This is a genomic window from Paenibacillus sp. FSL W8-0426, assembly GCF_037969725.1.
GTDB classification, from domain to species: domain Bacteria; phylum Bacillota; class Bacilli; order Paenibacillales; family Paenibacillaceae; genus Paenibacillus; species Paenibacillus hubeiensis.
In genome coordinates, this window is record NZ_CP150203.1 from 5,894,314 (window position 1) to 5,918,829 (window position 24,516).

The 24,516-nt window shown below is 51.2% G+C and carries 25 protein-coding genes; 7 read left to right on the forward strand and 18 right to left on the reverse strand.

Translation table 11 applies throughout. The annotated features are described in order from the left end of the window. Nucleotides 1-5: 5 nt before the first annotated feature. The gene (locus MKY59_RS26745; protein ID WP_339274650.1) at nucleotides 6-230 is read left to right on the forward strand and encodes a DUF1128 domain-containing protein; all 225 of its coding nucleotides are present in this window, start codon (nucleotides 6-8) and stop codon (nucleotides 228-230) included. Nucleotides 231-395: 165 nt separating this feature from the next. On the opposite strand, the gene MKY59_RS26750 is transcribed toward MKY59_RS26745, so the two are convergent. Further along, nucleotides 396-1,424, reverse strand: coding sequence for an asparaginase (locus tag MKY59_RS26750; protein WP_339274651.1), 1,029 nt, complete (start codon nucleotides 1,422-1,424; stop codon nucleotides 396-398). 168 nt (nucleotides 1,425-1,592) lie between these two features. Between MKY59_RS26750 and MKY59_RS26755 the strand changes: the two genes are divergently transcribed. From MKY59_RS26755 to MKY59_RS26765, 3 genes are all read left to right on the forward strand, one after another. Continuing rightward, nucleotides 1,593-2,276, forward strand: a complete 684-nt coding sequence (locus tag MKY59_RS26755; RefSeq protein WP_236420552.1) for a phosphatase PAP2 family protein — start codon at nucleotides 1,593-1,595, stop codon at nucleotides 2,274-2,276. A gap of 179 nt (nucleotides 2,277-2,455) precedes the next feature. Continuing rightward, nucleotides 2,456-2,863, forward strand: a complete 408-nt coding sequence (locus MKY59_RS26760; protein WP_236420551.1) for a YtxH domain-containing protein — start codon at nucleotides 2,456-2,458, stop codon at nucleotides 2,861-2,863. A gap of 103 nt (nucleotides 2,864-2,966) precedes the next feature. Beyond that, nucleotides 2,967-3,338, forward strand: coding sequence for a DUF5665 domain-containing protein (locus MKY59_RS26765; protein ID WP_236420550.1), 372 nt, complete (start codon nucleotides 2,967-2,969; stop codon nucleotides 3,336-3,338). Nucleotides 3,339-3,364: 26 nt separating this feature from the next. Here the strand turns inward: MKY59_RS26765 and MKY59_RS26770 are convergent, their stop codons facing one another. The 11 genes from MKY59_RS26770 to MKY59_RS26820 all read right to left on the reverse strand — a co-directional run bounded on the left by MKY59_RS26770 (nucleotide 3,365) and on the right by MKY59_RS26820 (nucleotide 15,821). Next, a complete protein-coding gene (locus tag MKY59_RS26770; RefSeq protein ID WP_339274653.1) occupies nucleotides 3,365-4,375 on the reverse strand; it encodes a magnesium transporter CorA family protein in 1,011 nt (336 codons plus the stop codon). 129 nt (nucleotides 4,376-4,504) lie between these two features. Continuing rightward, nucleotides 4,505-5,275: a sigma-70 family RNA polymerase sigma factor gene (locus tag MKY59_RS26775; RefSeq protein ID WP_236420548.1), complete on the reverse strand. Its 771-nt coding sequence runs from the start codon at nucleotides 5,273-5,275 to the stop codon at nucleotides 4,505-4,507. Further along, the gene (rsbW, locus tag MKY59_RS26780; protein WP_236420547.1) at nucleotides 5,272-5,724 is read right to left on the reverse strand and encodes an anti-sigma B factor RsbW; all 453 of its coding nucleotides are present in this window, start codon (nucleotides 5,722-5,724) and stop codon (nucleotides 5,272-5,274) included. Before rsbW ends, MKY59_RS26775 begins: the two co-directional genes overlap by 4 nt. 18 nt (nucleotides 5,725-5,742) lie before the next feature. Beyond that, entirely contained in the window at nucleotides 5,743-6,078 is a 336-nt protein-coding gene (locus tag MKY59_RS26785; RefSeq protein WP_236420546.1) for an STAS domain-containing protein, read from the reverse strand. An 85-nt stretch (nucleotides 6,079-6,163) separates the two neighbouring features. Continuing rightward, complete coding sequence (locus MKY59_RS26790; protein ID WP_236420592.1) at nucleotides 6,164-7,840, reverse strand: response regulator; 1,677 nt, start codon at nucleotides 7,838-7,840, stop codon at nucleotides 6,164-6,166. 17 nt (nucleotides 7,841-7,857) lie between these two features. After that, complete coding sequence (locus tag MKY59_RS26795; protein ID WP_236420545.1) at nucleotides 7,858-8,730, reverse strand: protein-glutamate O-methyltransferase CheR; 873 nt, start codon at nucleotides 8,728-8,730, stop codon at nucleotides 7,858-7,860. Between the two features lie 73 nt (nucleotides 8,731-8,803). Beyond that, complete coding sequence (locus tag MKY59_RS26800; protein ID WP_339274657.1) at nucleotides 8,804-12,544, reverse strand: response regulator; 3,741 nt, start codon at nucleotides 12,542-12,544, stop codon at nucleotides 8,804-8,806. Next, a complete protein-coding gene (locus tag MKY59_RS26805; RefSeq protein WP_339274659.1) occupies nucleotides 12,541-13,713 on the reverse strand; it encodes a fused response regulator/phosphatase in 1,173 nt (390 codons plus the stop codon). The genes MKY59_RS26800 and MKY59_RS26805 overlap by 4 nt, the downstream gene beginning before the upstream one ends. A 376-nt stretch (nucleotides 13,714-14,089) precedes the next feature. Continuing rightward, nucleotides 14,090-14,434, reverse strand: coding sequence for a general stress protein (locus MKY59_RS26810; RefSeq protein ID WP_236420542.1), 345 nt, complete (start codon nucleotides 14,432-14,434; stop codon nucleotides 14,090-14,092). Nucleotides 14,435-14,714: 280 nt separating this feature from the next. Continuing rightward, on the reverse strand, nucleotides 14,715-15,251 hold the full coding sequence (locus MKY59_RS26815; RefSeq protein ID WP_236420541.1) for a hypothetical protein: 537 nt from the start codon (nucleotides 15,249-15,251) through the stop codon (nucleotides 14,715-14,717). A gap of 63 nt (nucleotides 15,252-15,314) precedes the next feature. Continuing rightward, nucleotides 15,315-15,821 carry a DUF948 domain-containing protein gene (locus MKY59_RS26820; protein WP_339274662.1) on the reverse strand — a complete coding sequence of 169 codons (507 nt, stop codon included), beginning with the start codon at nucleotides 15,819-15,821 and terminating at the stop codon, nucleotides 15,315-15,317. A 218-nt stretch (nucleotides 15,822-16,039) separates the two neighbouring features. Here MKY59_RS26820 and MKY59_RS26825 point away from each other — a divergent pair, with 218 nt between their 5' ends. Then, entirely contained in the window at nucleotides 16,040-16,210 is a 171-nt protein-coding gene (locus MKY59_RS26825; RefSeq protein WP_236420539.1) for a DUF1328 domain-containing protein, read from the forward strand. A gap of 342 nt (nucleotides 16,211-16,552) precedes the next feature. After that, a complete protein-coding gene (locus MKY59_RS26830; RefSeq protein WP_236420538.1) occupies nucleotides 16,553-17,065 on the forward strand; it encodes a hypothetical protein in 513 nt (170 codons plus the stop codon). 132 nt (nucleotides 17,066-17,197) lie between these two features. On the opposite strand, the gene MKY59_RS26835 is transcribed toward MKY59_RS26830, so the two are convergent. Next, nucleotides 17,198-18,112, reverse strand: a complete 915-nt coding sequence (locus tag MKY59_RS26835; RefSeq protein ID WP_290371494.1) for a cation diffusion facilitator family transporter — start codon at nucleotides 18,110-18,112, stop codon at nucleotides 17,198-17,200. A 270-nt stretch (nucleotides 18,113-18,382) separates the two neighbouring features. Here MKY59_RS26835 and MKY59_RS26840 point away from each other — a divergent pair, with 270 nt between their 5' ends. Then, nucleotides 18,383-18,574 (forward strand): hypothetical protein, encoded by a 192-nt coding sequence (locus MKY59_RS26840; protein WP_236420537.1) that lies wholly within the window; start codon nucleotides 18,383-18,385, stop codon nucleotides 18,572-18,574. A gap of 127 nt (nucleotides 18,575-18,701) precedes the next feature. On the opposite strand, the gene MKY59_RS26845 is transcribed toward MKY59_RS26840, so the two are convergent. From MKY59_RS26845 to MKY59_RS26865, 5 genes are all read right to left on the reverse strand, one after another. Continuing rightward, nucleotides 18,702-20,327, reverse strand: a complete 1,626-nt coding sequence (locus MKY59_RS26845; protein ID WP_339274664.1) for an ATP-binding cassette domain-containing protein — start codon at nucleotides 20,325-20,327, stop codon at nucleotides 18,702-18,704. A gap of 219 nt (nucleotides 20,328-20,546) precedes the next feature. Continuing rightward, on the reverse strand, nucleotides 20,547-21,644 hold the full coding sequence (locus tag MKY59_RS26850) for an MBL fold metallo-hydrolase (protein WP_339274665.1): 1,098 nt from the start codon (nucleotides 21,642-21,644) through the stop codon (nucleotides 20,547-20,549). A gap of 57 nt (nucleotides 21,645-21,701) precedes the next feature. Beyond that, on the reverse strand, nucleotides 21,702-21,863 hold the full coding sequence (locus tag MKY59_RS26855) for a hypothetical protein (RefSeq protein ID WP_236420534.1): 162 nt from the start codon (nucleotides 21,861-21,863) through the stop codon (nucleotides 21,702-21,704). Beyond that, the gene (locus tag MKY59_RS26860; RefSeq protein WP_339274667.1) at nucleotides 21,860-22,894 is read right to left on the reverse strand and encodes a cytochrome d ubiquinol oxidase subunit II; all 1,035 of its coding nucleotides are present in this window, start codon (nucleotides 22,892-22,894) and stop codon (nucleotides 21,860-21,862) included. The genes MKY59_RS26855 and MKY59_RS26860 overlap by 4 nt, the downstream gene beginning before the upstream one ends. Further along, complete coding sequence (locus MKY59_RS26865; RefSeq protein WP_236420532.1) at nucleotides 22,891-24,237, reverse strand: cytochrome ubiquinol oxidase subunit I; 1,347 nt, start codon at nucleotides 24,235-24,237, stop codon at nucleotides 22,891-22,893. Before MKY59_RS26865 ends, MKY59_RS26860 begins: the two co-directional genes overlap by 4 nt. Nucleotides 24,238-24,516: the final 279 nt, after the last annotated feature.

A 24,516-nucleotide genomic window follows, 5' to 3' on the forward strand; every position in this document is an offset into this window, starting at 1 on the left:
TAACGATGGATCTGACGCAAGCGAATGCAGAAAATATCGAATATATGATTGAAGCGATCAAAAACAAACTGCGGATGGCCAGCGGAGCTGCCATGCAGGCCTCTGCCTTCCCGCTGGACAAGTATGAGGATTTGTTTGACCTGTACGAAATGGTCATGGGCAAGGAGCATTTGAGCATCTCCGAAGTGGAGGCCGTTGCGTCCGAGCTCGGAAAACTCCGCAAAGCCTGATCGTAACGTACCATTTTCTAACACGATCACAAAATGAGGACCTGTTCGCCCCCTTCGGGCAAACAGGTCCTCTTGGCATGCAGCGGGGTGCTCAAAAGCAGGAGCATGCTGCTACAGTCAGCAATCGTTGGACGTTCGTCCGGTGTTTCAATCCTACCCGCCAAATCAGCTTTTGATTCCCGCCTTATTCAGGCCAGTCAGCACAAACTCGGCTTCCGCTCTGCCAACGATAGTCCCGGCGTCATTGCGGATGTCTAATGGGTATGCTTCTGACAGACGGTCGAGCAGCTTTGTGTTGGCATAGCCGATTTGCCGCAGGATGGACTGGACAATCCATGCCCATTCTTCCTCGGAGCCGTCCAGCACCTTAAACGTGATGCCCAGTCTCTCCTTCTTAAGCGCAAAGCCAAATACGCCTTTGAATCCGCCCTTGGCTACGATGTTCTCGTCTTCCAGCAGTACCGAATCCACGCGATCGGTTCCACCCACCATCAATGGATGCTGGTGCATGGCCGACGTGATGGTTTCCACGGCGCGCCGGGTCGCTTCATCCTTGATCAGGTCGGGACAGGCCAGCTTCAAGTATGCTTGGCCGAGTGCCGACAGCGGCAGCGAAAATACCGGAAAGCCGCAGCCATCCGTCCCCAATTTGATGTCATGCTGTTCAATGCCGGCCAACTCGGACAGCGTCTGCAAAATTTCGCGCTGCACAGGATGTTCGGGCTCGGCATAGGTGCCCAGATCCACTTGTTTCATCTGGCTGTACCCCAGAATTCCCAAATGCTTGCCTGAGCAATTATGCAAAATCCGCCGTTTTTCTCCCTGATTCCGCAACCATTGATTCCGGCTCTCTTCATTCAATGGATAGCTTGGGGCGCAAATCAGGCATTCCTCGCCCAGACCGATTTTGTGCGACAATTGCCCCAACACCTGGATGTGTTCAGGCTCTGAGCGATGGGAAGATGCCATGATGGCGATCTCGCGGGCAGTCAGCCCATAGTGTTCGGCCATTCCCGCCCGGATTCCCGGAATCGCCTGAAACGGCTTCGCCGACGAACGGGTAAATGCTCTGAAATGAGGATCGCCCGCCGAGTAAACGACCCGGCCATTCTCATCCGTGATGCTTATGTGTCCATAATGGGCGCATTCCATGACGCCGGCCCGATATTCTTTAATCAACAAAGCACTCTCCATGCGAGTCTCTCCTTTATGCTTTCGTTTCATCTCTGCTTTGCGTCTAAACGCCGCATGGGATATCTTTAGATAGTATAGTACAAATGCGCCGTTTTTACAGTTTTTTTGCGATACCGCACCCCGGTGCCGGGTAACATTTCTCCATTCGACATCAAAGGAGGCGTCACCATGCTCCGCAAAATGTATGCATTTCCGTCAGGCTCTTCGTTTCCGCTGCTTCTATGGGGCGTTTACGCCATTGCTGCCAGCTCGCTGTCCGTCATCTTGATCGCCGCGATCGGAGCCTTGTTGGGAACCGAAACCATTATGAGCTGGGACAATCGCATCCAGCAGCTTTTGTACTTGCATTCGGAATCCCGCCTGCGGCTGCTTCCAACGATTTCGTTGATCAGTTCCCTTGGTTCATTCAAGATCACGACCGTGATCGCAATCGTGTTATTTCTGCTGTTCTTTGGAAAACGCACAGCCCGGTTCCTCATTTATGGATATGCGGTGTTAGGCAGCTTTGCGATGATGTGGATTTTAAATACGGGGCTCAAGTCCATATTTCGGAAAGACAGGCCGGAGCTTGAACATCTGTCGACCGTAACCGGATTCAGCTTTCCGAGCGGACATGCCATGATCGCCATGGGATTTTACGGCATGCTGTTCATCATCTGGGCCATTGAACGCCAGAGGCAGTCCAAAAGCATCCTCCTGCCCATCGCCTGCGGAACGACCTTCATTGCATTGCTTGGATGTAGCCGGATTATGCTGGGTGTTCATTTTCCGACAGACATCATGGCCGGTTATGCTGCCGGACTGGCATGGATGTTGTGCATGACGCAAGGGATCAAGCGGTCACTGTCCTAATCCATTTCGCGGAGGAAGCCTATTTCAGGTAAAGGAGACTCCCTCCGGCTGTTTCATCCCGCCTTCCCCGTGTTTATATACGAGTAAGCCAACGTTGATAGACGATTCGTTGCAATGTCAGACAAGATTGGTTCGTCCCTTTAACGTTATCGTTCAATTTCGAAGAAGGAGTGATTGACATGAATAAAGCTGAAGAACAATATCCTGTACAGAGCGGTTCGACCTTTGCCAAAGGTTTGTTCATCGGGGGCCTGTTGGGCGCGGCGGCTGCGCTCCTGTTCGCGCCAAAACCAGGACGCGAGCTGCGCGGCGAACTCAGTGAAAAAGTCGGCATCGTGACCGACCGTACGAAGGAAGTTGCCGCGGTTGTCAGCGACAAGGCAACCGAGCTGGCCAAAACCGTTTCTTCCAAAACGTCGGACTTGGCCAAAACGGTCAGCCAAGGACGCGACGAGGTCATGGACTCCGTTCGCAAGGCTTCTGCCGACGTTGCCGAGGAAGCAACCAAAGCTACCAGCCAGGTGGCAGCCGCTGCGGAGGATGCGAAGGAAGATACGCGCAAGGAGCTTAATTCGACCAGCATGTAATAATCCTGGAACGAAAGCTACCTCAGCCAGCTGGACTCCAGCTGGCTTATTTTCGTTGCGGAATGCGAAGAAACGATTCGTTGTAGGATGAGGAGGATTAGCGATGAACAAAGTTACGATTAACGGAAAGGCTCCTCGCCATCAGGAGCCAGGCAACGCGCCACGGCTGTATGACACGGCAGATCACCCCTTTGAGCTGAGACATGAAGTCAAGAAGCTGAACACACGGCTGGACCAAATTGCGGACAGTCTCGAAAAGTCCCAGATCAAAGATATCATTGAAAACTACTCCAATCCGAAAAAACGCATCATCACCAATTTTACCGCCGGTTTATCCCGGGGGCTCGGGCTTACGCTCGGCACGTTTGTGTTTCTGGGTCTGCTTGGCTTGATCCTGAGCCAGTTTGTGAACATGCCGATTATCGGGCAATACATTGCCGATCTGCTCAGTTACATCGACGATTACAAAAAGTAATTGCAAACCTCCTGCTCCTCCCGACCTTAACGGCGTTTATCGGTATCCTCCGCCGTGGGCCGGGAGGATTCCCCTTTCAGCAAATCTCCCGTCCATCCTCTCATCATCATCCATCCGTACATCCCTGCCATGCTGGCCAAAATGAGCGCAATGATCAGAACGACTCCCCAAGTTTTATCGATGAAAGGCAAATTTTCAAAGTTCATGCCCCACACAGCTCCCGCTACGGTTGCCGGCGTGCAAACCGAAGTCACGATCGTCAGCGTTTTCATAATTTCATTTCCACGTATGCCTGAAGCCGCATTGTCGATGGAAATCAAGGTGTCTATCTCCTTTTCGTAATGCTTGAACAGGCCATCCATTCGTTCGACCCGGTATGCCAATTGGCGAAAGAATCGACTCTCTTCCAGTTCCTCCAGAAAGGCCTCCCTGGATGCAGCGATCAACTCCGCAAAAGGGATAAAATGGTTGCTCCAATATAGCAGCTCAAAACGGGCAGCAAGGATCTGGTCCATTAAAGTTCGGTTGTTGCGCGATTCCATTTTGCGTTCCAACCCGCGCAGGTTCATTTCGAATTGATCCATCCCGACATGGTAATAATGCAGGATCGCCCTGAACAAAATGAACATGCCTTCCCGTGCATCCTTGGCTTGCTGCAGCATCGCTGCACGTTCGCCGGTGCACATGATTCCCCTGGTGTTATCGTCCAAATTGAGCGTAAACAGCCTGCCCCGATCCATATAAAAATACATTTGGTACTCCTGACGCTCGCTGGCTCTCTCATTCTTGACCGCATACAACAACGATCCGAAAATGACCGGTACTGTTCCATTCATGAAACGGACGGACAAATAGTTGGATTTTACTTCGGGAATTTTGCGCAGCCAGTGCTGCATCTCGGGATATATTTCAATGAGATCGTCCAATGCATCCCGCAAGCCGTCCTCGTCTGTAGCAACCCAATCCCACCACTCCCAGTTGTTCGAAAAAAATTGCCTGTCCCGCCTGAATTCCGGCTTTGCCTTCTCTTTGCTCATACAATCACTCCCGTATCGCATTCCTGTTCGTTCATCGGTTTGCAGCTCCAAAAAGGACACGCTTCCATGATGCGGAATGACGTGTCCTTTTTTATAGCCTCCATCTCGCCAACTGTGCAAACGCTCTGGTCACAGCGGTGTGTTGGACATGATTTGTTTTAATTTTTCGGTCGCCCTCTTCTGGATCCGAGAGACGCTCATCTGGGATACACCCAGCTTCTGCGCAATGGCCCGCTGCGACTGTCCATCCTGGAATGCCAATATCAATACTTTCTGCTCCTGCTCTTTCAGTTGTCCCAGTGCCTGCTGCAGGTCCATGCGTTTCTCCACGGAATCGAAGTCATTGGCATCCGTGCTGATCAGTTCGCCCAACGTTGCCGCGCTCTCGTCTTGGGACAACGGGGAATCGAGAGATACATAGTGGTAACATTCCCGGCCTGCCAACACTTCGATGGTTTCCTCGGGAGACAAATCGAGATACTCCGCAATTTCCTCCACGCTTGGCGATCGCTCCATCTTGACGGTCAACTCATCGATCGCATGTTGGACCAAGGCACCTTTCTCCTTAATCCGCCTTGGAACCTGGATGTACCACGACTTGTCCCGCAAATAGTTTTTCATGTGCCCGATCATGCTCTTCATGGCATACGGTTCGAAAGGCACGCCCAAATTGATATCGTATTGCTGCAGCAACCGAATTAAAGCCATTTGTCCCGTCTGATACAGATCCTCATACAGATCAGGGCGGTTTCGCGCGATTTTTCCGGCCGCCATTTTGACCATCGGTTCGTATTTGCGGACAAGGACGGTTGCGATCTCGTTATCCTTGGTCTGCTGATATTCCCAGATCAAACCGACGGATTCAGACATGGACTCTGGAGGAGTCACTTTTTCGCTCATACTTTCTCCTCACTTCTTGCAAGGCGTTTGACAAGGATGACCTTGGTGCCTTTCCCCGCTTCGCTTTCCACGCTTACGTCATCCATTAGGGCCTGCATCAAATAAAAGCCGAGGCCCCCTACCTGAGCATCCTCCAGATGCGTGTTGTGAAGGCCTGCGCGCGAAACAGCCGGGTTTACGTGAGTAAAGCTTTCTCCTTCGTCTTTGACCGTGATGGCCAGCTTTTCCTGATCCACTTCAAACACAACTTCGACCATGCCGCCCTCATGCGCGTAGGCATACAATACGGAATTGTTGCACGCCTCGGATACGGCTACCTTCATATCTTCAATATCCTCGTAAGAGAAACCCATTTTGGACGCCACGCCATAAAGATTCAACCTTACGATATCAACATACTCAGCCGTCGCAGGCAAATTTAAAGTAATTCTCTGAACTTCTGCATTCATTCCTTTTTCGATCCTTTCCTATTGGAGATTCTTCTGGGAAACAAAGAACTTGGCAATGCCCGTCATATCGAACAGCTTCTGAATCTGCGTCGGAACGTCCCGTACCTCGAAACAACCTTTGCCGTGCCGTGCCTTCAATACCGATAACAGGATACCGATCCCCGTACTGTCGATGTAGTTCAAATCTTTCATGTTGATGATCAAGTCCTGATCCTGGTTCACGACCAGCGGTTCCATCACCAGGCGAAATTCAGGAGCAACCGACAAATCCAGTTCACCCGTCAAATAAACGGTGCATACGCCATCCTGTATCTCGGTTCTTGCATTAAATTTCTCGTTTTTATTTGTATTCATTAGACATCTCTCTCCTGATTAATGGTTTCCTTACCTAATAACCGAATTGCGGCCGGATGAAACAACCTGTCCAATGGAAAACAATTCAATTCGCTTGGTTCATCGCCGATGCGGCTGTTTCGATCTTCAAACGTTGTTCCTGAAATCGGGACAGCTTCGTTCTCACGCTCCCCAGTTTGACAGGCTTGCTGATATAATCGTCCATGCCGGCATTGAAACAGCGCTGCTGAACTCCTTCCATCACGTTGGCCGTCATGGCAATGATGATCGGCTGTTTATCCCGTGGCACCGTTTCCCGGATCCTTCGGGTGCATTCCAGCCCGTCCATAACAGGCATCTGCAGATCCATGAATACGTAGTCGTATCGGGGAGAAGCCTGAATCATGTCCAGCGCCTTTTGCCCATTCTCGGCCACTTCGGATCGCAGGCCTATTTTACTGAGCATAACGGACATCAACTTCAAATTGATCGGATGGTCGTCGACGATGAGCACAGCGGGATGCATCTCATCCTTTCGTACATCTTCCATCCTGTCTTCGCCGCCTGCCACGAACGATTCGTCTTCTTCATAACGACGCGCGCTAATCGTGAATACGAACGTAGCTCCCCGTTTCTCGGCCGTGTCCAGATAGCGGATGCTGCCGCCCATCATTTCTACCAGCGTTTTGCAAATGGCAAGGCCAAGTCCCGTCCCCCCATATTTGCGCGTCATAGACGTATCCAGCTGCGAAAAAGGTTGGAAGAGCAGCTCGGCCTTATTCGGTGCTATGCCGATTCCGGTATCCTTCACCGCAAACTCCAGCGTAATCCCTTGGTCTGACTCTTCATTGACTGACACGATGAGGTAAATGCCGCCTTGATCGGTGAATTTGACCGCATTGGCGATGAGATTCATCAACACCTGGCGAAGCCGGGCCATATCGCCTTGAATCAGTTTGGGTACGGCGTCGTCTATGAAGTAATCCAGCTCCAGATTTTTTTTGCCGGCTTCCGCAGTGAAAAATTCAAACACTTCGCGCACGCAGGAAAGCAGCTCGAACGGGTGCTCCTCCAGCTCCATTTTGCCGGAATCCATTTTCGTAAAATCAAGAATGTCATTGATGACGGTGACGAGGGTGTCGGCGCTGCGCCGTATAATCCCCGCATATTCCTTCTGATCTTCCTTCAACTCGGTTTCCATCAACAGATCCACCATGCCAATGACTCCGTTCATGGGGGTGCGAATTTCATGGCTCATCATCGCGAGGAATTCCGTTTTGGCTTTCGCGGCGATTTCAGCCTCCTCTTTGGCGCGAACCAGCTCTTGGTTCATTTGTTCGAGTTCCATCGTTTTCTGGTGCAGCAGCATCGTCTGTGTTTTCAACCTTTTGTTCGAAATGAACATTTCTACGAATCCGTCAATTTTGGACTTCAAAATTTGCGGGATGAACGGCTTCACCATGTAATCGATCGCTCCGGCAGAGTACCCTGCAAACAGATGCTCGGCTTCCCTGCTGTTGGCGGAAATGAAAATAATCGGCACATCCTTGGATTTATCCCTGGCTTTAATCAGCCGGGCCGTCTCGATCCCGTCCATCCCAGGCATCTGCACATCGAGCACGATGACCGCGAATTCGTCCTTTAGCAAGCAGCGAAGGGCTTCTTCTCCGGAAGTTGCCTTAACCAGGCTATACCGCTCCGACTCCAGAACCGCCTCCAGCGCGAGCAAATTCTCGGGGCGGTCATCTACCAATAAGATATGGATTGGTTCTTTGAGCCCCATCGTCAAAACCTAACCCCCTATTTTATCTTCCGATATATTTTTTCTGTTCGGTCCAACGGCTCGTAGGCCTCGCTGAATTCCGTGAAATGCACGGACTCCTTGGAACCCAAAACAAGAATGCCGAAATGGCTCAGGCTTTCGTGAAACAACCCGTGCACGCGATTCCGCAATTCATCGTTGAAGTAGATCATGACGTTCCGGCAAAAAATGACGTTAAACTCGTTAAACGAGCGGTCCGTCGCCAAGTTGTGTTCGGCGAATATGATGTTTTTCCGCAAGAACGGGTGGAACATGACCGAATTGTATTTGGCCGTATAATACTCGGAGAAAACCCCTGTCCCGCCGGCCTCCAAATAATTCGTCGTATACAGCTTCATTTTTTCAATCCCGTATACTCCTTCCTTAGCCTGCTGCAAGGAGCGGTCGTTCATGTCCGTAGCATAAATTCTGGCCTTGTCGTACAGCCCTTCCTCATGCAGCATGATGGCCATGGAATATACTTCTTCTCCCGTCGAACACCCCGCATGCCATATCCGGATATATGGATACGTGCGCAGCACGGGAATGATCTGTTCGCGGAACAGCCGGAACAATGACGGGTCTCGAAACATTTCGGTTACAGGAATGGACAGGGTATGGACGAACCGATCGAACGAGGAACGGTCATGGAGAATGCGTTCCTGCAACCCCGATATCGTTCCGACGCCCTCGGCATGGGCATAATGCCATATTCTTCGTTTGAGGGATGGCAGCGCGTAATTTCTGAAATCGTATCCGTACAATCGGTGCATCCCTTCCAGCAGCAGCTGGATTTCGATCAGTTCCCGCTCTTCTTCCTGAGGCATATTTGAAGGGCCCGTTTCCTTCTCCCTTGATTCCCACGATGTCATAATTTTTCTCCACTTCTATGTTTATGGTTGCACGTCATGGTACTGTTGTTTCTTCATTACCCCGTCCTGAGGCCTACGAATACAACCATACCCGCATTAATGACAATAATTGATCGGTCTGGATCGGTTTTTTCACATAATCGGAAGCCCCTGCCTCGATGCATTTGCCGCGGTCGTCCTTCATGGCTTTGGCCGTAAGGGCAATGATCGGCAGCTTCTCGAATCTCGGCATCTGGCGGATTCGCGTCATCGCTTCATAGCCGTCCATTTCCGGCATCATCATGTCCATCAGGACCAGGTCGATGTCTGGATTGGCTTCCAGAATGTCCAAGGCCTCCCGTCCGTTTTCGGCGAAAATGACCTCCATCCGATAGCCTTCGAGAACGCTGGAAAGCGCGAACACATTGCGGATATCGTCATCGACCAGCAATATTTTTTTGCCTTCGAACAATGTCTCCTTGTTATGCAGCTTCTGCAGAATCTTGCGTTTGTCTTCCGGCAGATTGGCCTCGACCCGATGCAAGAACAGCGTTGTCTCATCCAACAGCCGTTCCGGCGATTTCACGTCCTTGATAATAATCGATTCGGCGTATTTGCGAAGTCTCGTCTCTTCTTTGGTATCCAGATCTTTTCCCGTATAAATAATGATCGGCAGGTCATTCAGACCTTCATCGTCCCGAATTCGATCCAGCAGCTCAAAGCCGGTCATGTCGGTCAGCATCAAATCAAGCACCATGCAGTCGTACCGTTGACCATGGAGTTCATTCAACGCATCCTGCCCGGTGGAAACGGCCGTGATCGCTACATCGTCATGACCGATCAGCTCGATGATTGACTTCCGCTGCACCTCGTCGTCCTCAACGATCAGCAATCGTTTCAATTGTTGTTCCGTATAGGATTCAATATGGGAAAAAGCTTTATCCAGCGCTTCCTTGCTCGAAGGTTTTCGCAGGTAAGCAATGGCTCCCATCATTAAACCTTGTTTGACATCATCGATGACGGAAATGACATGTACCGGAATATGTCTTGTTGCGGAATTGCTTTTCAGCTCTCCCAGAATGGACCAGCCGTCCATAATCGGCAATTGAATGTCCAGAATGATGGCGTCCGGCAAATAGTGACGGGCCATTTCGAGCCCTTTGTCCCCCTGCAGCGCGACGATCGCCTTGAATCCGCGTCCTCTCGCCATCTCCATCAAAATATGAGCAAATTTCACATCATCCTCGATGATCAGCAATACCTTGTCGCCTGCCGTGATATGCTGTTGATCATCGTCGATGGCCGCCTCGGCTGGCGGGTGTGGAACGTTCCTGCTGATGACAGGGCTTCCTTGTGTCCCCATCAGGCGGTTGTCCACGTTGTTCATCGCGGAGGTCCGGTTCTCGAAAAGCCTTGTTTCGCTTTCCCCCGCCTCCTGTAACGCACTCTCGGCGGAAGGCGCTGCCTCAGCCAATGCCCGATGATCAATCGACTCTGCGTTGTTGTCGGGAAGATACAGCGTAAAGGCGCTGCCCACGCCTTCCGCAGATTCCACCTTGATGGCTCCGCCCAGCAAACGCGCCAGTTCCCGGCTGATGGATAACCCCAGTCCCGTGCCGCCGTATTTGCGGCTTGTAGTGCCGTCCACTTGCTGGAAAGCCTCGAAGATCAGATCGGTCTTGTCCGGCGCGATGCCGATCCCTGTATCCTGCACGGTGAAGCTGACGTAATCTTGGTTCGCGTTCAAATATTCCGGAATTTCTCCGGCTTTCAGTTTTTTGGCGATCAGACTGACTTGGCCGCGATTGGTGAACTTGAAGGCATTCGACAGCAGATTCCGCAAAATTTGTTTCACGCGATGGCCGTCCGTATAAATCCAATCCGGCAGATTGGCGTCGAATTCGACGTTCAATCCGAGTTCCTTTTTGCTCGCGACCGGCCCGAAATTTTGTTTGGTGAACAGGGCCAAATCCTCCATGTGGACGGTCTCGTAGTTGATATCCATTTTGCCGGCATCCACTTTGGACAGATCCAGTATTTCATCGATCATCTTGAGCAAGTCCGCACCGGACATGTATATCGTATGTGCATATTCCCGCTGCTTTTCGGTCAGATTGCCGTCCTTGTTCTCGGACAACAACTGCGACAAGATGAGCAAACTGTTTAACGGGGTGCGAAGCTCGTGCGACATGTTTGCCAAAAACTCGGATTTGTACTTGCTTGTCATCGACAATTGCATCGCTTGCTGCTCCAGCTGCACCTTGGTCTGTTCGATCTCGTCGTTCTTCTCTTCGACTTCCCGAACCTGCTCTTCCAGCGCGCGCGTCTTGGCAATCAGTTCGGTATTAAAGTGTTCCAGCTCTTCCTGCTGCCGCTGCAGCAGCTCCTCCGAACGTTTCAGCGCGGCCGCCTGTTCCTCCAGGTTTTCGTTCGATCGGCGCAATTCCTCTTGCTGGGTCTGCAATTCCTCGGATTGCACCTGCAGTTCCTCGGTCAACGCCTGGGACTCGCGCAGCAGTTCTTCGACCCGCAGCCGTCTGCGAACGTTATTCAGGATAACTCCCAGATTGGAAACGAGCTGCGTGAACAGATTTTTTTGAAGGTCGCTAAAACCGTTAAAGGAAGCCAGTTCCACCACCCCGATCAATTCATCCTCAAACACGATGGGATGGATCATGATGCTTGTTGCCTGGGAATGGCCGGTCGCCGACGTGATGCGCACGTAATCCCCCGGGGCTTCTTCAAGCTGGATCGGCCGTTCGTCCAAAGCTACCTGACCAATGAGCCCTTCGCCGATCCGGTACGCTTTTTTGCCTGCTTCGCTCGTTTCTTCAAGCGCATAGACTCCGTAACGCCGGATTTCGTCGGGATGTTTCTCCTCGTCTATCAAATAAACGGCACCTGCCTGGGCACCGAGAACCGGGGCGAATTCGCTGATAAACATCTGCGAGATCTGGCGGATGGATCCGATGCCGCGCAGCAGCTCGGGAACCCTCGCGATGTTTGAGTTCGTCCAGTTCAAATCCTTCTGGGCCTGTAAATAGGCTTTCTCCACTTCCAGCTTCTCTTCCAGATCGCCCGATACGGCCTTGAGCACTTCGGCGACCTGGCCGATCTCGTCGCTGGATTTCACCCGAATGCGCCGGACCGTCCGGTAATGCCCCTTGCCCAAACTGGCGATCATCATATTAACGGTATTGAGGCCTTTGGTTATGCTGGGCAGCACCCAAAGGATAACTCCCAGAGCCAGCAGCAAACCGGCAATCGTAATCCCCGACGTGATCTGGACCGCGCGGGTATACTGTTCATTGGCCTGCGTAATTTGCGTATCAATCTCCTGATCCTGGTACCGGGAGAGGGCATTCATGCTGTCCATTGCTTCTTGCTGGACCTGCAGCCCGGTCGTATTGCGATATTGGTTCGCTTCCTCCACGCGTCCTTGGGACAACAGGTTGATCTGCCTTTCGGCGTACTTCTCGAACGCGTTCCAAGCCTCCTCCACCCGGTCGACCAGTTGGTGCTCATACGCACTGCCTGCCCGTTCACGCACTTGCGCAAGAAACCGTTCGGCGTCCTCCACCATTCCACCCAGCTGATTGTTGGCCGTACTAACCGAATTGCTAGGGTTGAGCAGCAAATTCGCCAGCACTTTGGCCACTTCGTTCACTTCGCCTCTTATCCCGGTCGAATACCTTACTTTCAGATAACGCTCTTGGTACATCTGGTCCAACTGCTGGTTGCTGTTGTGCAGCCGTTCATAACTGACAAACGTCAACACGATCAATATGGCCATCAGAGCGGTGAATCCGATCAGCAATTTGTTCCTGATTTTCATTCTGTCTCCGCTCCTTTATTTTTCAATGTGATCCATACCAGGCATTTGTCGTCGTCCCGCTCGGGCGGAGCTTCGGTTTCGAAAAACAAGGATTGCATTGCCGGCTCATCCCATTGGTGCGCACCCTTTAGGCGGGTTTTGAGAAACTCAAGCTGTGTGTCCTGGTCTCCCTGTACCGTCTCCAGCAGCCCGTCCGTATATAAAGCGATATGCCCTTCCCCCTCGTAATGGACCGTCTGCGGGTCAATTTCCATCTTGTCGAACAAGCCCACAGGGCAGCACACGCTGTCGAACGTATCCACAGTCCCGTCTTCCTGGAAAAAAAGCGCCGGCGGATGCCCTGCATTCACGTAATCGATCCGCTTCATCCGCGTATCTACGACCAGATAGATCGCGGTAAAATAGTACTGCACAAGCTGTTTTTCCAAATGCAGTTGATTGAATCTTCGGTTCAGCTCTTGAATGACTTTTTCCGGATCCACATACGTGGTTACGGTATCTTTTAACACGGATGCGATAAACATCGTAAACAGGGACGATGAGATGCCGTGCCCCATCATGTCCAGAAGCAGCACGCCGTAACGTCCTTCTCCCAACGGGTACCAGGAGTACAAATCTCCCGCCAGCTCGAACGAAGGTTTGTAGATCGCATTGACGTGAAATAAAGGATCTTCGATGGCAGGGCTCAAAACAGCATTCTGGACCATCGCTGCCAGCTTCAGCTCATCCTGAATTCGCTGATCGCGCTCCTTGTGCCAGTCCTTCTCCTGCTTCAACCGCAGCGCAAGCCGGATGCGGGCCATCAATTCGACTTTGTTAATAGGCTTGGTTACATAGTCGGACGCCCCGGCGTCAAGCGCTTCGGCCAGCTTTTTGGAATCGCCGATCGCGGTGACCATAATAATCGGAATATCTTTCAGATTATCGTATTTTTGCATGATCCGGCATGCCTCGATGCCATCGATCTCGGGCATCATCATATCCAGCAAAATCAGGTCGATATCCGATGGTTTGGAACGAATCTCGCCTCTCTCTTCGCCAATTCCCAGCACGTCGAACATTTCCATGGCGGAACTTGCGGCAACGACGTCACGATAATTCTCTTTTTTCAAAATCTCTCGAATGATGATGATATTTGTCGGATTGTCGTCAACAATAAGTATGCTCATTAGGATCTCCTTATCTGTGGCGTTCCGTATTTGTCGTTTCGAATCAGGTTATGCAAAGGTCCAAAACATGCATGATTCCACATTTTTCGGGATGGTCAACATAACATTTCCTACTATAACCATAAGCCAAAATGAAGGAAAGTGCATGGAGTGAAACGTTGCCAATCAACATTTTCCAGTCAAAAGAGTGCTTCTATGGAGCAGCTCTTCTCTCTCTATTAATGATATTTTGCGCTATCATGGGCCGCAACCCATATACTCGCAAAAACATAGCTAAGGAATGAGGATACCCCCATTCCTTAGCTATGTTTTTGATAAAGTCCGCTGCAATACCGCTAACAAACTTATGTTTACGTATCGATGCGGCAGAGCGATCCTACTCTTCCTTTTTAGCGATGACGAGCACCTTGCCTTTGTCCAGCTCGCTCTCGTAGAAGTCGGCCTCTGCTTGGGTGAAGCCCATCGACTCGATTTTCGCTCGCAGTTCATCGCCCCGGGATCTGAACAGATTGGCAATGGAGTCAAACAGACCTTCTTGCTTCATGCCGATTTCTTTGGCGTCCGCCGTATCGGCAATGCGGTCCGTGCGGTCCTCTTCATGGGCGAGAACGAAGATTTGATCAGCAAGGTAGCCGGCGCGCTGCAGTTCTTTCACTGCTTCTACCGCTTGAACTCCGTTTTCCACCACTTTGGCATATGCTTTTGCGTTGGTTGAATTCATCGTTTCCACTCTCCTCTGAACATCTTCATTTTCGGCCTCTAAGTTGAACCAATGATTTTTACACGGAGTTACTACGTGGTCAGAACCATCTTCCAATCGCTGTTATCCCCAGATTTTTTGAATCCCCTTATTTAAGGGGAACATCCGGTGATAAATGCGAACGCTTTGCTTCTCCAGATTCTTTCTGCCCTCTCCGTTAACGTGTAAATGTCTAGTTCAACATATATAGTATATAAACATGCCATCTTGTATTGAAACATATCATTCGATTCCAAAAAAATCAGGTAACGGATTCATCAAATAAATCAATGCCCAGGATGCGTTCTGTTCCGGGAGCCATATACACTTTTAACGCCCGGTCTCCCCGCACAAACACCTCGCCGTCCTGCGCCTTGGAATAGGGCTGCCCCAGAGCATTCCGAATGGAGTCGATATCCATGTCAATCCATTGTTGATTTAGCATGAAGCGCTTCATGCGGCCTTCGACATGGATGTATTGAATGACATCCTCGTCCTGGCACACCCCGATGCGGGCATCCTCAAAATCAAATTCCGGGCAACCCAGATAAGGATCGTCCAAGCGTTTCAGCGGTTGTCCCTTTCGGGCCATGACGTCGGCCAGTCCGTGATCCAGCGAGATGCCGTTCAACGTCCTGAACGACCCGAACTGCCCGGACCTTTCATCCGCAACGGTAACAACCTCTGTCACCTGCGGCTCCACTGCCGTCCATGACGTTTCGGGGGCAACCGGAAGAGCTGCCACCTGAACGGAAAAGGGAGAAATCACGCCAAACATCAGAAGCATCAGTTTCATCATTATTCTCACCCTCCATCGGTTTCGCTGGTTCACCGTCCTGACGAGTTACCCGAAATCAAAAATTTATTTTCTTATGCGCTGCCATATGCTTGCTGCAAGGTCGACGTATTTGAGCCACTCCTTACCGCCCTTTGCCCCTTGGTTATATGTAGCATCATAACTGTTCACCGTCCGGTCGACAGGCGTTGATGGCTGCTGGGCGGGATGCACGACGGACTTTTGTTCCCGTTCCTTCTCTGCGCGCTTGGTTTGAAACCGCGAAATCATCGTGGTCGACACCTGCTTTGCCGCAGCACTGACTTCATTCAATACGTCTCCCAGGTTTTGCACCGACTCCATGACCGGATCGATCTGCTTCATTTTGTGCTGTACGTCCGCAGTGATGTCATTGGCATGCCTTACCGTTTGTTTTACCTCGTAGCTCAACTCATCAATCGTTGTTCGTACCTCTTGCAGCGTTTGCGAGACATTGTCAAGCGAAGCCTGAGCGGACTTCAATGTACGAATCAGAAAAAACACAAGCACAGCAAATGCCACGGCAATGATCGCCACGCTAATTTGGTAGATCATAATCCAACCTCTCTTTCCTAATTGCATATCGATTTGTTAATGCTTTAGTTACCCGGCCGTTTCTGCGGCGAAACAATGGCATACGGCCGTTTCGTATCACACCTGCCGCTGCTCGCGTCGTGTGATTCAAGCGCTCCGGGCCCGGTTAAAGACAACTACACAAGGGCGGGGAGAGACTAAACGGCCCTTCCCATTCCAAAATGAAAGGATGATGACTTATGCTGAAATGGTCGGTCGTTTTTCTGATTATTGCTCTGATTGCAGGCATTTTCGGTTTCTTCGGCATCGTTGAAGCTGCAGCTTCCATTGCCAAGGTCCTGTTCTTCGTTTTCGTGGTGTTGTTCATCATTTCCCTGATTACGGGACGAAGCGGCATGCGACGAAGCTAAACGGAATACCCGTTTCACTCGCTGTTCATTGTACGCACAAGGCCTGCCATGCTTGGAAAAGCGGCAGGCTTTTGCTGTGCTGCTTCATATGTATTTCCCTCCTTTTCGCTCTATTCCGCTGCCGCTGACCCCATTTGCAAATAGGACCTTTTTGTCATAGCCATCCCGGTTTTATGCCTCTCTGGTACGATAAAGATTCGGACCCACTTCTACCCAAATTTGACCAAAATGACTCTAGAGAATAAAAGAAAGTATTGCTAAAATTGTGATTCACAGGTGACCTTGCTTGGTTACTTTTATCACAGACAACATACTACATATCTAACCGAGGAGGAGTAACAAATGAAAAAAATCGTAAGTTTCGCTGCTGCCCTGACGCTGATGGGTTCCATGGCTGCCGCTGCGGGTGCCGAGGAAGCGGTTACCGGCACAACGACTCCGACAAGTTCCGAAGCAACGACTTCCCCTGCGATTGAGGTGAATGCCCCTGTCGTGGAAACGATCCAAGGCACCGTCGAAACGGCTCCGGGCTCACAAACCGCTTCCGAAGAAAGCGAGGGTGTAACCGGCCAAACTGCGGAGGGTACAACAACGGAAGCATCCACGTCTACGACAGACAAAATGTTCGACGAACCACTTGTTAAACCCGGCGACGAGGTTCAAGCGCCTACGATGCTGCTGAAGCTTCTGGAGCGCACATGGTTCTATGACGCCCCTAATGGCAAGCCGATCGGAGCGTTGGGCACCCAAATTGTCGACACCACAGGCGAAGTCGTGAATGGGTTCGACGGCGGCGAATGGGTTCAGATTTACACATGGAAAGGAAAAGGCTGGATTCACGTCTCCATTCAATAGTATCGTATTATCGTTGGAACGATAAGTCAAAAAGAGGATAGCCGCATTCGCGGCTATCCTCTTTTTCATCATGTATGCGCACCCCATGAAAAAGGGGTTTCAGTTATAGTAAACATCGCTTTGGAATGTCGGTTAGGTTCCCTGGGGAAGATTGTCCATTTTGGGTTCTACATGCACGTGAACATGCATGATATTATGCTTGTGTTTCAGACGTTCCTCGACCCGGTCACAGATTTGATGGCCTTCGATCAAACTGAGCCCGCCGTCCACTTCAATGACGACATCCACGAGCACATGGCTTCCATGAACGCGCGCCTTGACGTCCTTGATCAATTCCACGCCTGGCACGCGCGATACCGTCGTGCGAAGGTCTGTGAGCTGGTCTTGATCGAATCCGTCGGTCAGGCTATGCGTCGCATCCCTGAAAATATCCCATGCGGTTTTGCATATCATTAAACCAACCACGATGGCGGCGACCTTATCGAGCCAAGGCAAGCCGAATTGCGCGCCGACGATGCCCACGGCGGCCCCGATGCTGACCAGGGCGTCCGAGCGATTATCCTGGGCGGCAGCCAAGAGCGCCTGGCTGTTGATTTGCCGGGATAACCGGTAGTTGTAGCGATACACGCCCATCATCACCAGCGCACACACTGCCGCCACTCCGGCGGCCCACAGATTAGGCGCGGTGAACTCCCCCTGATACCAGGATCGAACCGCTTCGAAGAGTACTTGCAGGCCGACCATGGCCATGATGAAGGAAGCAATCAGTGCGGCAACCGTTTCTGCGCGAAAATGACCGTAAGCATGGTCGGAATCGGGCGGCTTTTGGGATATGCGCAATCCGATCAATACAGCCACGGAGGCCACGATATCGGTAAGGTTGTTGAAACCGTCCGCGAGCAAGGCGCTGGAAGCAAATATATATCCACAGATCAGCTTGAAAGTGGACAGCACGAGATAAGCAGCGATGCTAACCCAGGCTCCCCGCTCTCCCTTGCGTATTTCGTCATAAGCGTTCAACTTCAACGACACTCCTTTAACTTTCATAATACGTTGTTCCATGTTATCAAACGAAACTCGTGTGGGTCTACAGAAACAGTGTTGCCAAGCCGCAGTGCTGTAGGGATACCGAAAAAAAGTTGCAAAGCGTCATGGCTGTAAGCTTTGAGAAACAAAGTTTCATTAAGGAAAAATGGACACGTTCCGAATGATCACGCATTTTAACAGGTTGCCCTTGTACAGGCTTCGCAAAACGTATAAAATGGGAGCATCCCGTCCTTATTCGGACGGCTTATTGCAAGACCGGGAGGGATTCACATGAGCGACAATACGAACGAACCGCGCAAGATCAGTTTGCAGGATGCCATACGCCAAAAGCTGGCACAAAAAAAGGAGCAGGCCAAGAACGGCAATCAGGCCGGAGCTTACTTCGAGGGCGGAACCAAAACATTGAAAAGCCAAAACAACAAAAAGCCGAACAATCAACGCCGCCGGACAGGCGGGTCCTAGCCTCAAAATTCACAATGAACGTTGCTTTTATGGCAAACAAAAAGAAGCGCCATTCTCCTTTCGGAGATTTGGCGCTTCTTTTATTATAAGGCAGAACAGAAATCAATTCCGTTGAAAGACCGATTGTTTACGCTTCGGCAGGGTACAGCTTTTGACGAAGCTCTTTGATTTCATCGCTTTCCAGATACTCGTCATAGCTCATTTGACGGTCAATAATGCCATTCGGCGTAATTTCGATAATGCGGTTCGCGATCGTCTGAATGAACTGATGGTCATGGGACGTAAACAGCATCGTGCCGTCGAAATCGATCAATCCGTTGTTCAATGCCGTGATCGATTCGAGATCCAAGTGGTTCGTAGGCTCATCAAGAATCAGCACGTTTGCGCCGGTTTGCATCATTTTCGCCAACATGCAGCGAACTTTCTCGCCCCCAGACAATACGTTTGCTTTTTTCAGCGCCTCTTCGCCGGAGAACAGCATGCGACCAAGGAAACCGCGCAGATACGTTTCATCCTGATCCTTCGAATACTGACGCAGCCAGTCCACCAAGCTCAATTCCACGCCATCGAAATACTTGGAGTTGTCTTTCGGGAAATAGGCTTGGGAAGTCGTAACGCCCCATGTATACTCGCCGCTGTCCGCTTCCGTTTCGCCCATCAAGATATCGAAAAGAAGGGACTTCGGAAGGCCGTTGGGTCCAACAAACGCAATTTTGTCGCCTTTGTTCACTACAAAGCTTACATCGTTCAACAATGGCTCGCCTTCCACCGCTTTGCTGATGCGATCGACGGTGAGCAGCTGCTTCCCGGCTTCGCGTTCCGGCTTGAAGTTGATGAACGGATATTTACGGTTCGACGGACGGATGTCGTCCAGCGTAATTTTATCGAGCTGTTTCTTCCGGGAAGTGGCCTGCTTCGATTTCGAAGCGTTCGCGGAGAAACGCTGGATGAATGCCTGCAATTCCTTGATTTTTTCTTCTTTCTTCTTGTTCGCGTCGCGTTGCAGGGCGATCGCCAACTGGCTGGACTCGTACCAGAAGTCATAGTTTCCTACGTACAACTGGATTTTGCCGAAATCGATATCCGCGATATGCGTACACACTTTGTTCAGGAAGTGACGATCGTGGGATACGACGATAACGGTGCCTTCATAATCCATCAGGAAGTTCTCGAGCCATTGGATGGACTCCAGATCCAAGTGGTTGGTAGGCTCATCGAGCAACAGGTTGTTCGGACGGCCGAACAGCGCCTGAGCCAGCAGGACACGGACTTTTTCGTTACCGCTCAGCTCTGCCATTTTTTTGTCATGCATGTCGCGGTCAATGCCAAGGCCAATCAGGAGTGCAGCCGCATCCGGCTCGGCATCCCAGCCGTTCAATTCTGCGAATTCACCTTCCAGTTCACCCGCACGCAAGCCGTCTTCCTCAGTGAAGTCCGCTTTGGCGTAAAGCGCATCTTTTTCCTTCATGATGGAGTACAGACGGCTATGACCCATGATTACCGTTTCAAGAACCGGGTACTCATCGTATTCGAAGTGGTTTTGCTTCAATACGGCCATGCGCTCGCCTGGGGTGATGTGCACCTCTCCCTGGTTTGCTTCGATTTCGCCTGACAAAATTTTGAGGAACGTTGATTTGCCGGCCCCGTTGGCGCCGATCAGGCCATAGCAGTTGCCTGGCGTGAATTTGATGTTCACGTCTTCAAAAAGTGCACGTTTTCCGTAGCGGAGCGTGATGCCGCTTGTACTGATCATTAAGCATTACCATCCTTTTTATTTGTTAATCTGCATATTGCATGAATAGCAGCTCGTATACTTATGGATTCAATGACCCTAAGCCTATTCCGGCACCATATTATAACACAAAAAAACGGCTAATTCGAAGATTGGCCGCTTTTTTACGCATTAAATATTTGGCATGGGACTGTTTCCGGTTCAGATGAACCATAAATCCATGTTGATGTGGAAAGAAAATCAGGTTTGCTCGTCCTCGCCATGGCGAATGCGCAGCGTCTCGCCGTGACCGAGAACCTGAATGCGCTCGGCGGCGATGCCAAGGCGCTGCCGTTCGGCTTCCAGGCGATCCAGCGCCTCCCGCGGCGTATCGTCTGCCAGCCTGAACGTGCCGTAATGCATCGGCACCATCAGTTCGGAACCCGTTTCAACGAACCCCTGCAGCGCTTCTTCCGGCGTCACGTGCTGGGACGTCATGAACCATTCGGGTTCATAGGCCCCGATCGGCATAAGAGTGATGTCGATGTCGAAACGTTCTCCGATCGTTCGAAAACCGGGGAAAAATCCGGTATCCCCGACGAAATAAACGGTGGGCGGAGATACGGAAAAGTGGTGGGCCGCTCCGCCTTCCGGTTTGCGAATGCCGCCTTTATTCCGGTGCTCTCTTGAACCCGATCCCGCTGACGTTCGAGGGCTCCCCTCATTCGAAGCTTTAGCAATCGCGCTTTCCGCTGCTGCAGGCGAAACCGTCGCAGCGCTCTCCAGAACATACCCGCCCCAATGGGAAGTATTCGTGTCGAACAACGTGCGGCGCGTCCAGTGCTGGGCAGGCACAAACGTAATTTTCACGCCGCCGACGGACAGATGCTCCCACCATTTCAGTTCGTGGCAGCGGTGAAACCCCTTGCGCACCATTTTTCTTTTGAGTCCGTCCGGCACGATCAGCAGCGTTTTGGCGGACACCAGTTTGCGCAAGGATGCCAAATGCAGGTGATCATAATGAGAATGGGAGATCAGCACCACATCCAGCGGCGGAATGTCCCGGATCGGAATGCCCGGAGGTCCAAGCCGACGCTGGAACCCCATCTTTTCGGCCCAAACCGGATCGGTGACGATGTTCAGACCGTTATATTGAATGAAAAAGGTGGAATGCCCCACCCACGTCACCGTTGTCTCTTCCCGGTTGGCATGCAGGAAATCCAAGTCAGGCGGGTGATGCGGCACCTTGAACGTATAATCCTTCGACTTTCTGCGCCGTTCCTCCCTCCACTGCCTGAATTCCTTCAACGTTTTGTCTGTGCTTACATTATCCAGATTGTTATAGCGGATTTTAGGCATGAAAGGACCTCCTCCCTTCACCTATTTTAACCCATATTTCGCCGAATTGAAAAAAGGCTAGTCCTTCGGATTGCCGCTTGCCGCCATATAGATGAACAAAAAAGCGATCGCTGCGACGATAATAAGCGGCGGAGCGTACATGATCGTGAACGTTTCGAAAAAACTTAATCCCGTTACGCCCGGAATGCCGGATACGCCTTCTGCATACATCGTATTCATCCTTTCTTTTTCCCCGTTCGGCCTCGCACGTAATCGGCATCGAACAGGAACAGTCTCATGATCAGCACCAGCGACGGAATCAGCACCAACAGCCCCAGACTGAACGCGGTAATCAGCGCGATTCCCATCGTGCGGTTCGTGAAGCTGTCGTAAATGTTAACGTACGGATACAGGATGTAGGGCAAATGCGAGCGGCCATACCCGTACCAGGCAAAAGCAAACTGCAGCATGACAGCTACGAAGCACCACCCCATGTACTTGCGTTTCCATACGAGTGATACCGCAATGACGAAGCAGACGAAGGAGGCAATAAACATCCATGAAATGCCCAGCATGTTCTGAAAATGCTGCGGGTTCTGCTTGTTGATTTGCAAAAACGCCAGAAAGCTGGCAAAGATGGTAGGCAGGCTCCATAGCAAGGCATATTCCCTCAATACTTCAAACGCTGTCTCATCTTCCGCTCTCTTGGCGTAGTAGGACAGGAACATGGCGGAAATATAAAGCACGCTCACCAATGCCAACAGCACGACAGACCATGTGTAAGGATTGGTCAAAAATTCGCCCCAGCTAAACAAAACCCTCTCTCCCGACTGCTCGATAATCCCCCCTTCGGAGATCGCCAAAATGGTGGAGAACACGGCGGGAATCAGCAGCCCTGTCGCCCCATACAAGGCCATGTATATCCGGCTGTTCTGGCCGTTGTTTCCATAGGTGTTATAGGCGTAATATACGCCGCGAATCGCAAGCAGCACGATGGCAAGCGAGCCGGGCACCAGCAGCGCAGTTCCATAGTAAAACGCGCTGTCCGGATAAAATCCGACCAATCCGACCACGAAAAAGATGAGAAAGACGTTCGTCACTTCCCACACCGGCGAGAGATAGCGCTGTATGATGTTGTGGATTTTATTCTCATGCCCGGAGAGTACACTGTAAAAGCTGAAGAACCCTGCGCCAAAATCGATCGACGCAACGATCAGGTATCCGAACAGAAACGTCCACAAAATCGCAATGCCCGCAATTTCAAAGCTCAATGCACGATCCCTCCCTCAAGCCCGAGCGACTCCAGCTCCTTCTCCGCTTCCTTGTTGCGGAACAGCTTGCTGAGGACACGGATGCAAGAGAAACAAAGGACCAGATACAGCAAAATGAACAGAACAAGCATCCAGCCTACGGAAGTGGACGTCGTGGCAGCCTCGGATACCTTCATGTATCCGCGCAAAATCCACGGTTGGCGTCCAACCTCCGCGAACATCCAGCCGAGCTCGATCGCAATCATCGCCAGCGGTCCCAGAAACACGATGCCCATGAGCAGCCATTTCGGATACGGTTTGCGTCCCGGAAGCCAGCGCCGAAACACGTACAGGACAGGAATCAGGAAAATGATCACTCCTGTCGTCACCTTCAAATCGAACATATAGTGAATCGAGAGCGGCGGCCTCAGATCGGCCGGATACTCCTCAAGCCCCTTCACTTCGGTATCCGGCCGATTTCCGGCAAGGATGCTTAGCGCGTAGGGAATTTCAAGCGCATACTTGACTTCGTTGTTCTCGTCCAATATGCCTCCATATACGAGCGGTGCTTCTTTCATCGTTTTGAAATGCCATTCGGCCGCGGCCAGCTTCTCCGGTTGGTATTTGGCCAGAAATTTGCCGGAGGAATCCCCGAGCATAATAGTGCTGACGGCAAATACAAGTGCGCTGACGGTCGTCAGTTTCAATGCCTTTTTATAATAAACATGGCCCCTGCCCCGCAGCATGCTGAAAGCGGCGATGCCTGCAAGCAAACCCGCGCTGAGCGTATAGGAGGATGCAAGCACATGGGTTACCTTGGTTGGCGTAGCGGGATTCAGCATGGCCGCTATAGGATGAATGTCCTTCATGATGCCATCGATCAGGGTGAAGCCCTGCGGCTGGTTCATGAACGAATTGACGGTAGTGATAAAAATGGCCGATGCCGACGAACCGAGCGCAACCGGGATGAGCAGCAGCATGTGCGTGTATTTATTTTTGAAACGATCCCAGGTGTACAGGTATATGCCAAGGAATATCGCCTCTATGAAAAAGGCGAACGTCTCCATGAACAGCGGCAGGGCAATCGCCTGTCCCGCCACCCGCATGAACATGGGCCATAACAAGCTGAGCTGCAATCCAATCGAGGTGCCGGTTACTACGCCGACCGCTACGGTGATGACAAAGCCTCGCGCCCACCTGCGGGCAAGCAGGGTGTAGTGCACGTCGTTCTTGCGCAATCCGCGCCACTCCGCAAGAGCGATCATGAGCGGCACGCCAACGCCGATCGATGCAAAGATAATATGTACAAACAGGGTTAATCCGGTCAATATCCGGCTTAGCAGAACAGGGTCCAGCGTTGTCATCAGGGTGACACTCCTCACTGTTAGTCAATGATAGGTTCCGGGCATCGCCCTTCTTCCTTCGAACAACTAATAATTCATGATGCGAATGATGCTCTTCACCACGGCGTAAAGTACGACGACCGCGGCAACCAGACAAACGATCACAAGCGTTTTCTCTTCTTTGCGAAACATATCACGCCTCCTCCCTTTAACGGATGCGAATGTCGTTTACCTATACCGTTTGCAAAAGATTCCTTTTTTATCCGCTTTTATCCGCGAATGTGAAAACTGACACAAAGA

Bases quoted from the DNA above. Each gene is read 5' to 3' on its own strand.
- MKY59_RS26760 (WP_236420551.1), top strand. From the start codon at position 2,456: ATGAATAAAGCTGAAGAACAATATCCTGTACAGAGCGGTTCGACCTTT.
- MKY59_RS26835 (WP_290371494.1), bottom strand. From the start codon at position 18,112: ATGAAAGTTAAAGGAGTGTCGTTGAAGTTGAACGCTTATGACGAAATA.
- MKY59_RS26800 (WP_339274657.1), bottom strand. From the start codon at position 12,544: ATGAAAATCAGGAACAAATTGCTGATCGGATTCACCGCTCTGATGGCC.
- MKY59_RS26810 (WP_236420542.1), bottom strand. From the start codon at position 14,434: ATGAATTCAACCAACGCAAAAGCATATGCCAAAGTGGTGGAAAACGGA.
- MKY59_RS26750 (WP_339274651.1), bottom strand. From the start codon at position 1,424: ATGGAGAGTGCTTTGTTGATTAAAGAATATCGGGCCGGCGTCATGGAA.
- MKY59_RS26805 (WP_339274659.1), bottom strand. From the start codon at position 13,713: ATGAGCATACTTATTGTTGACGACAATCCGACAAATATCATCATCATT.
- MKY59_RS26820 (WP_339274662.1), bottom strand. From the start codon at position 15,821: ATGATCTACCAAATTAGCGTGGCGATCATTGCCGTGGCATTTGCTGTG.
- MKY59_RS26855 (WP_236420534.1), bottom strand. From the start codon at position 21,863: ATGAATACGATGTATGCAGAAGGCGTATCCGGCATTCCGGGCGTAACG.
- MKY59_RS26765 (WP_236420550.1), top strand. From the start codon at position 2,967: ATGAACAAAGTTACGATTAACGGAAAGGCTCCTCGCCATCAGGAGCCA.
- MKY59_RS26850 (WP_339274665.1), bottom strand. From the start codon at position 21,644: ATGCCTAAAATCCGCTATAACAATCTGGATAATGTAAGCACAGACAAA.
- MKY59_RS26845 (WP_339274664.1), bottom strand. From the start codon at position 20,327: ATGATCAGTACAAGCGGCATCACGCTCCGCTACGGAAAACGTGCACTT.
- MKY59_RS26745 (WP_339274650.1), top strand. From the start codon at position 6: ATGGATCTGACGCAAGCGAATGCAGAAAATATCGAATATATGATTGAA.
- MKY59_RS26785 (WP_236420546.1), bottom strand. From the start codon at position 6,078: ATGAATACAAATAAAAACGAGAAATTTAATGCAAGAACCGAGATACAG.
- MKY59_RS26775 (WP_236420548.1), bottom strand. From the start codon at position 5,275: ATGAGCGAAAAAGTGACTCCTCCAGAGTCCATGTCTGAATCCGTCGGT.
- MKY59_RS26815 (WP_236420541.1), bottom strand. From the start codon at position 15,251: ATGATGAAACTGATGCTTCTGATGTTTGGCGTGATTTCTCCCTTTTCC.
- MKY59_RS26790 (WP_236420592.1), bottom strand. From the start codon at position 7,840: ATGGGGCTCAAAGAACCAATCCATATCTTATTGGTAGATGACCGCCCC.
- MKY59_RS26830 (WP_236420538.1), top strand. From the start codon at position 16,553: ATGAAAAAAATCGTAAGTTTCGCTGCTGCCCTGACGCTGATGGGTTCC.
- MKY59_RS26755 (WP_236420552.1), top strand. From the start codon at position 1,593: ATGCTCCGCAAAATGTATGCATTTCCGTCAGGCTCTTCGTTTCCGCTG.
- MKY59_RS26825 (WP_236420539.1), top strand. From the start codon at position 16,040: ATGCTGAAATGGTCGGTCGTTTTTCTGATTATTGCTCTGATTGCAGGC.
- MKY59_RS26795 (WP_236420545.1), bottom strand. From the start codon at position 8,730: ATGACATCGTGGGAATCAAGGGAGAAGGAAACGGGCCCTTCAAATATG.
- MKY59_RS26865 (WP_236420532.1), bottom strand. From the start codon at position 24,237: ATGACAACGCTGGACCCTGTTCTGCTAAGCCGGATATTGACCGGATTA.
- rsbW (WP_236420547.1), bottom strand. From the start codon at position 5,724: ATGAATGCAGAAGTTCAGAGAATTACTTTAAATTTGCCTGCGACGGCT.
- MKY59_RS26770 (WP_339274653.1), bottom strand. From the start codon at position 4,375: ATGAGCAAAGAGAAGGCAAAGCCGGAATTCAGGCGGGACAGGCAATTT.
- MKY59_RS26840 (WP_236420537.1), top strand. From the start codon at position 18,383: ATGAGCGACAATACGAACGAACCGCGCAAGATCAGTTTGCAGGATGCC.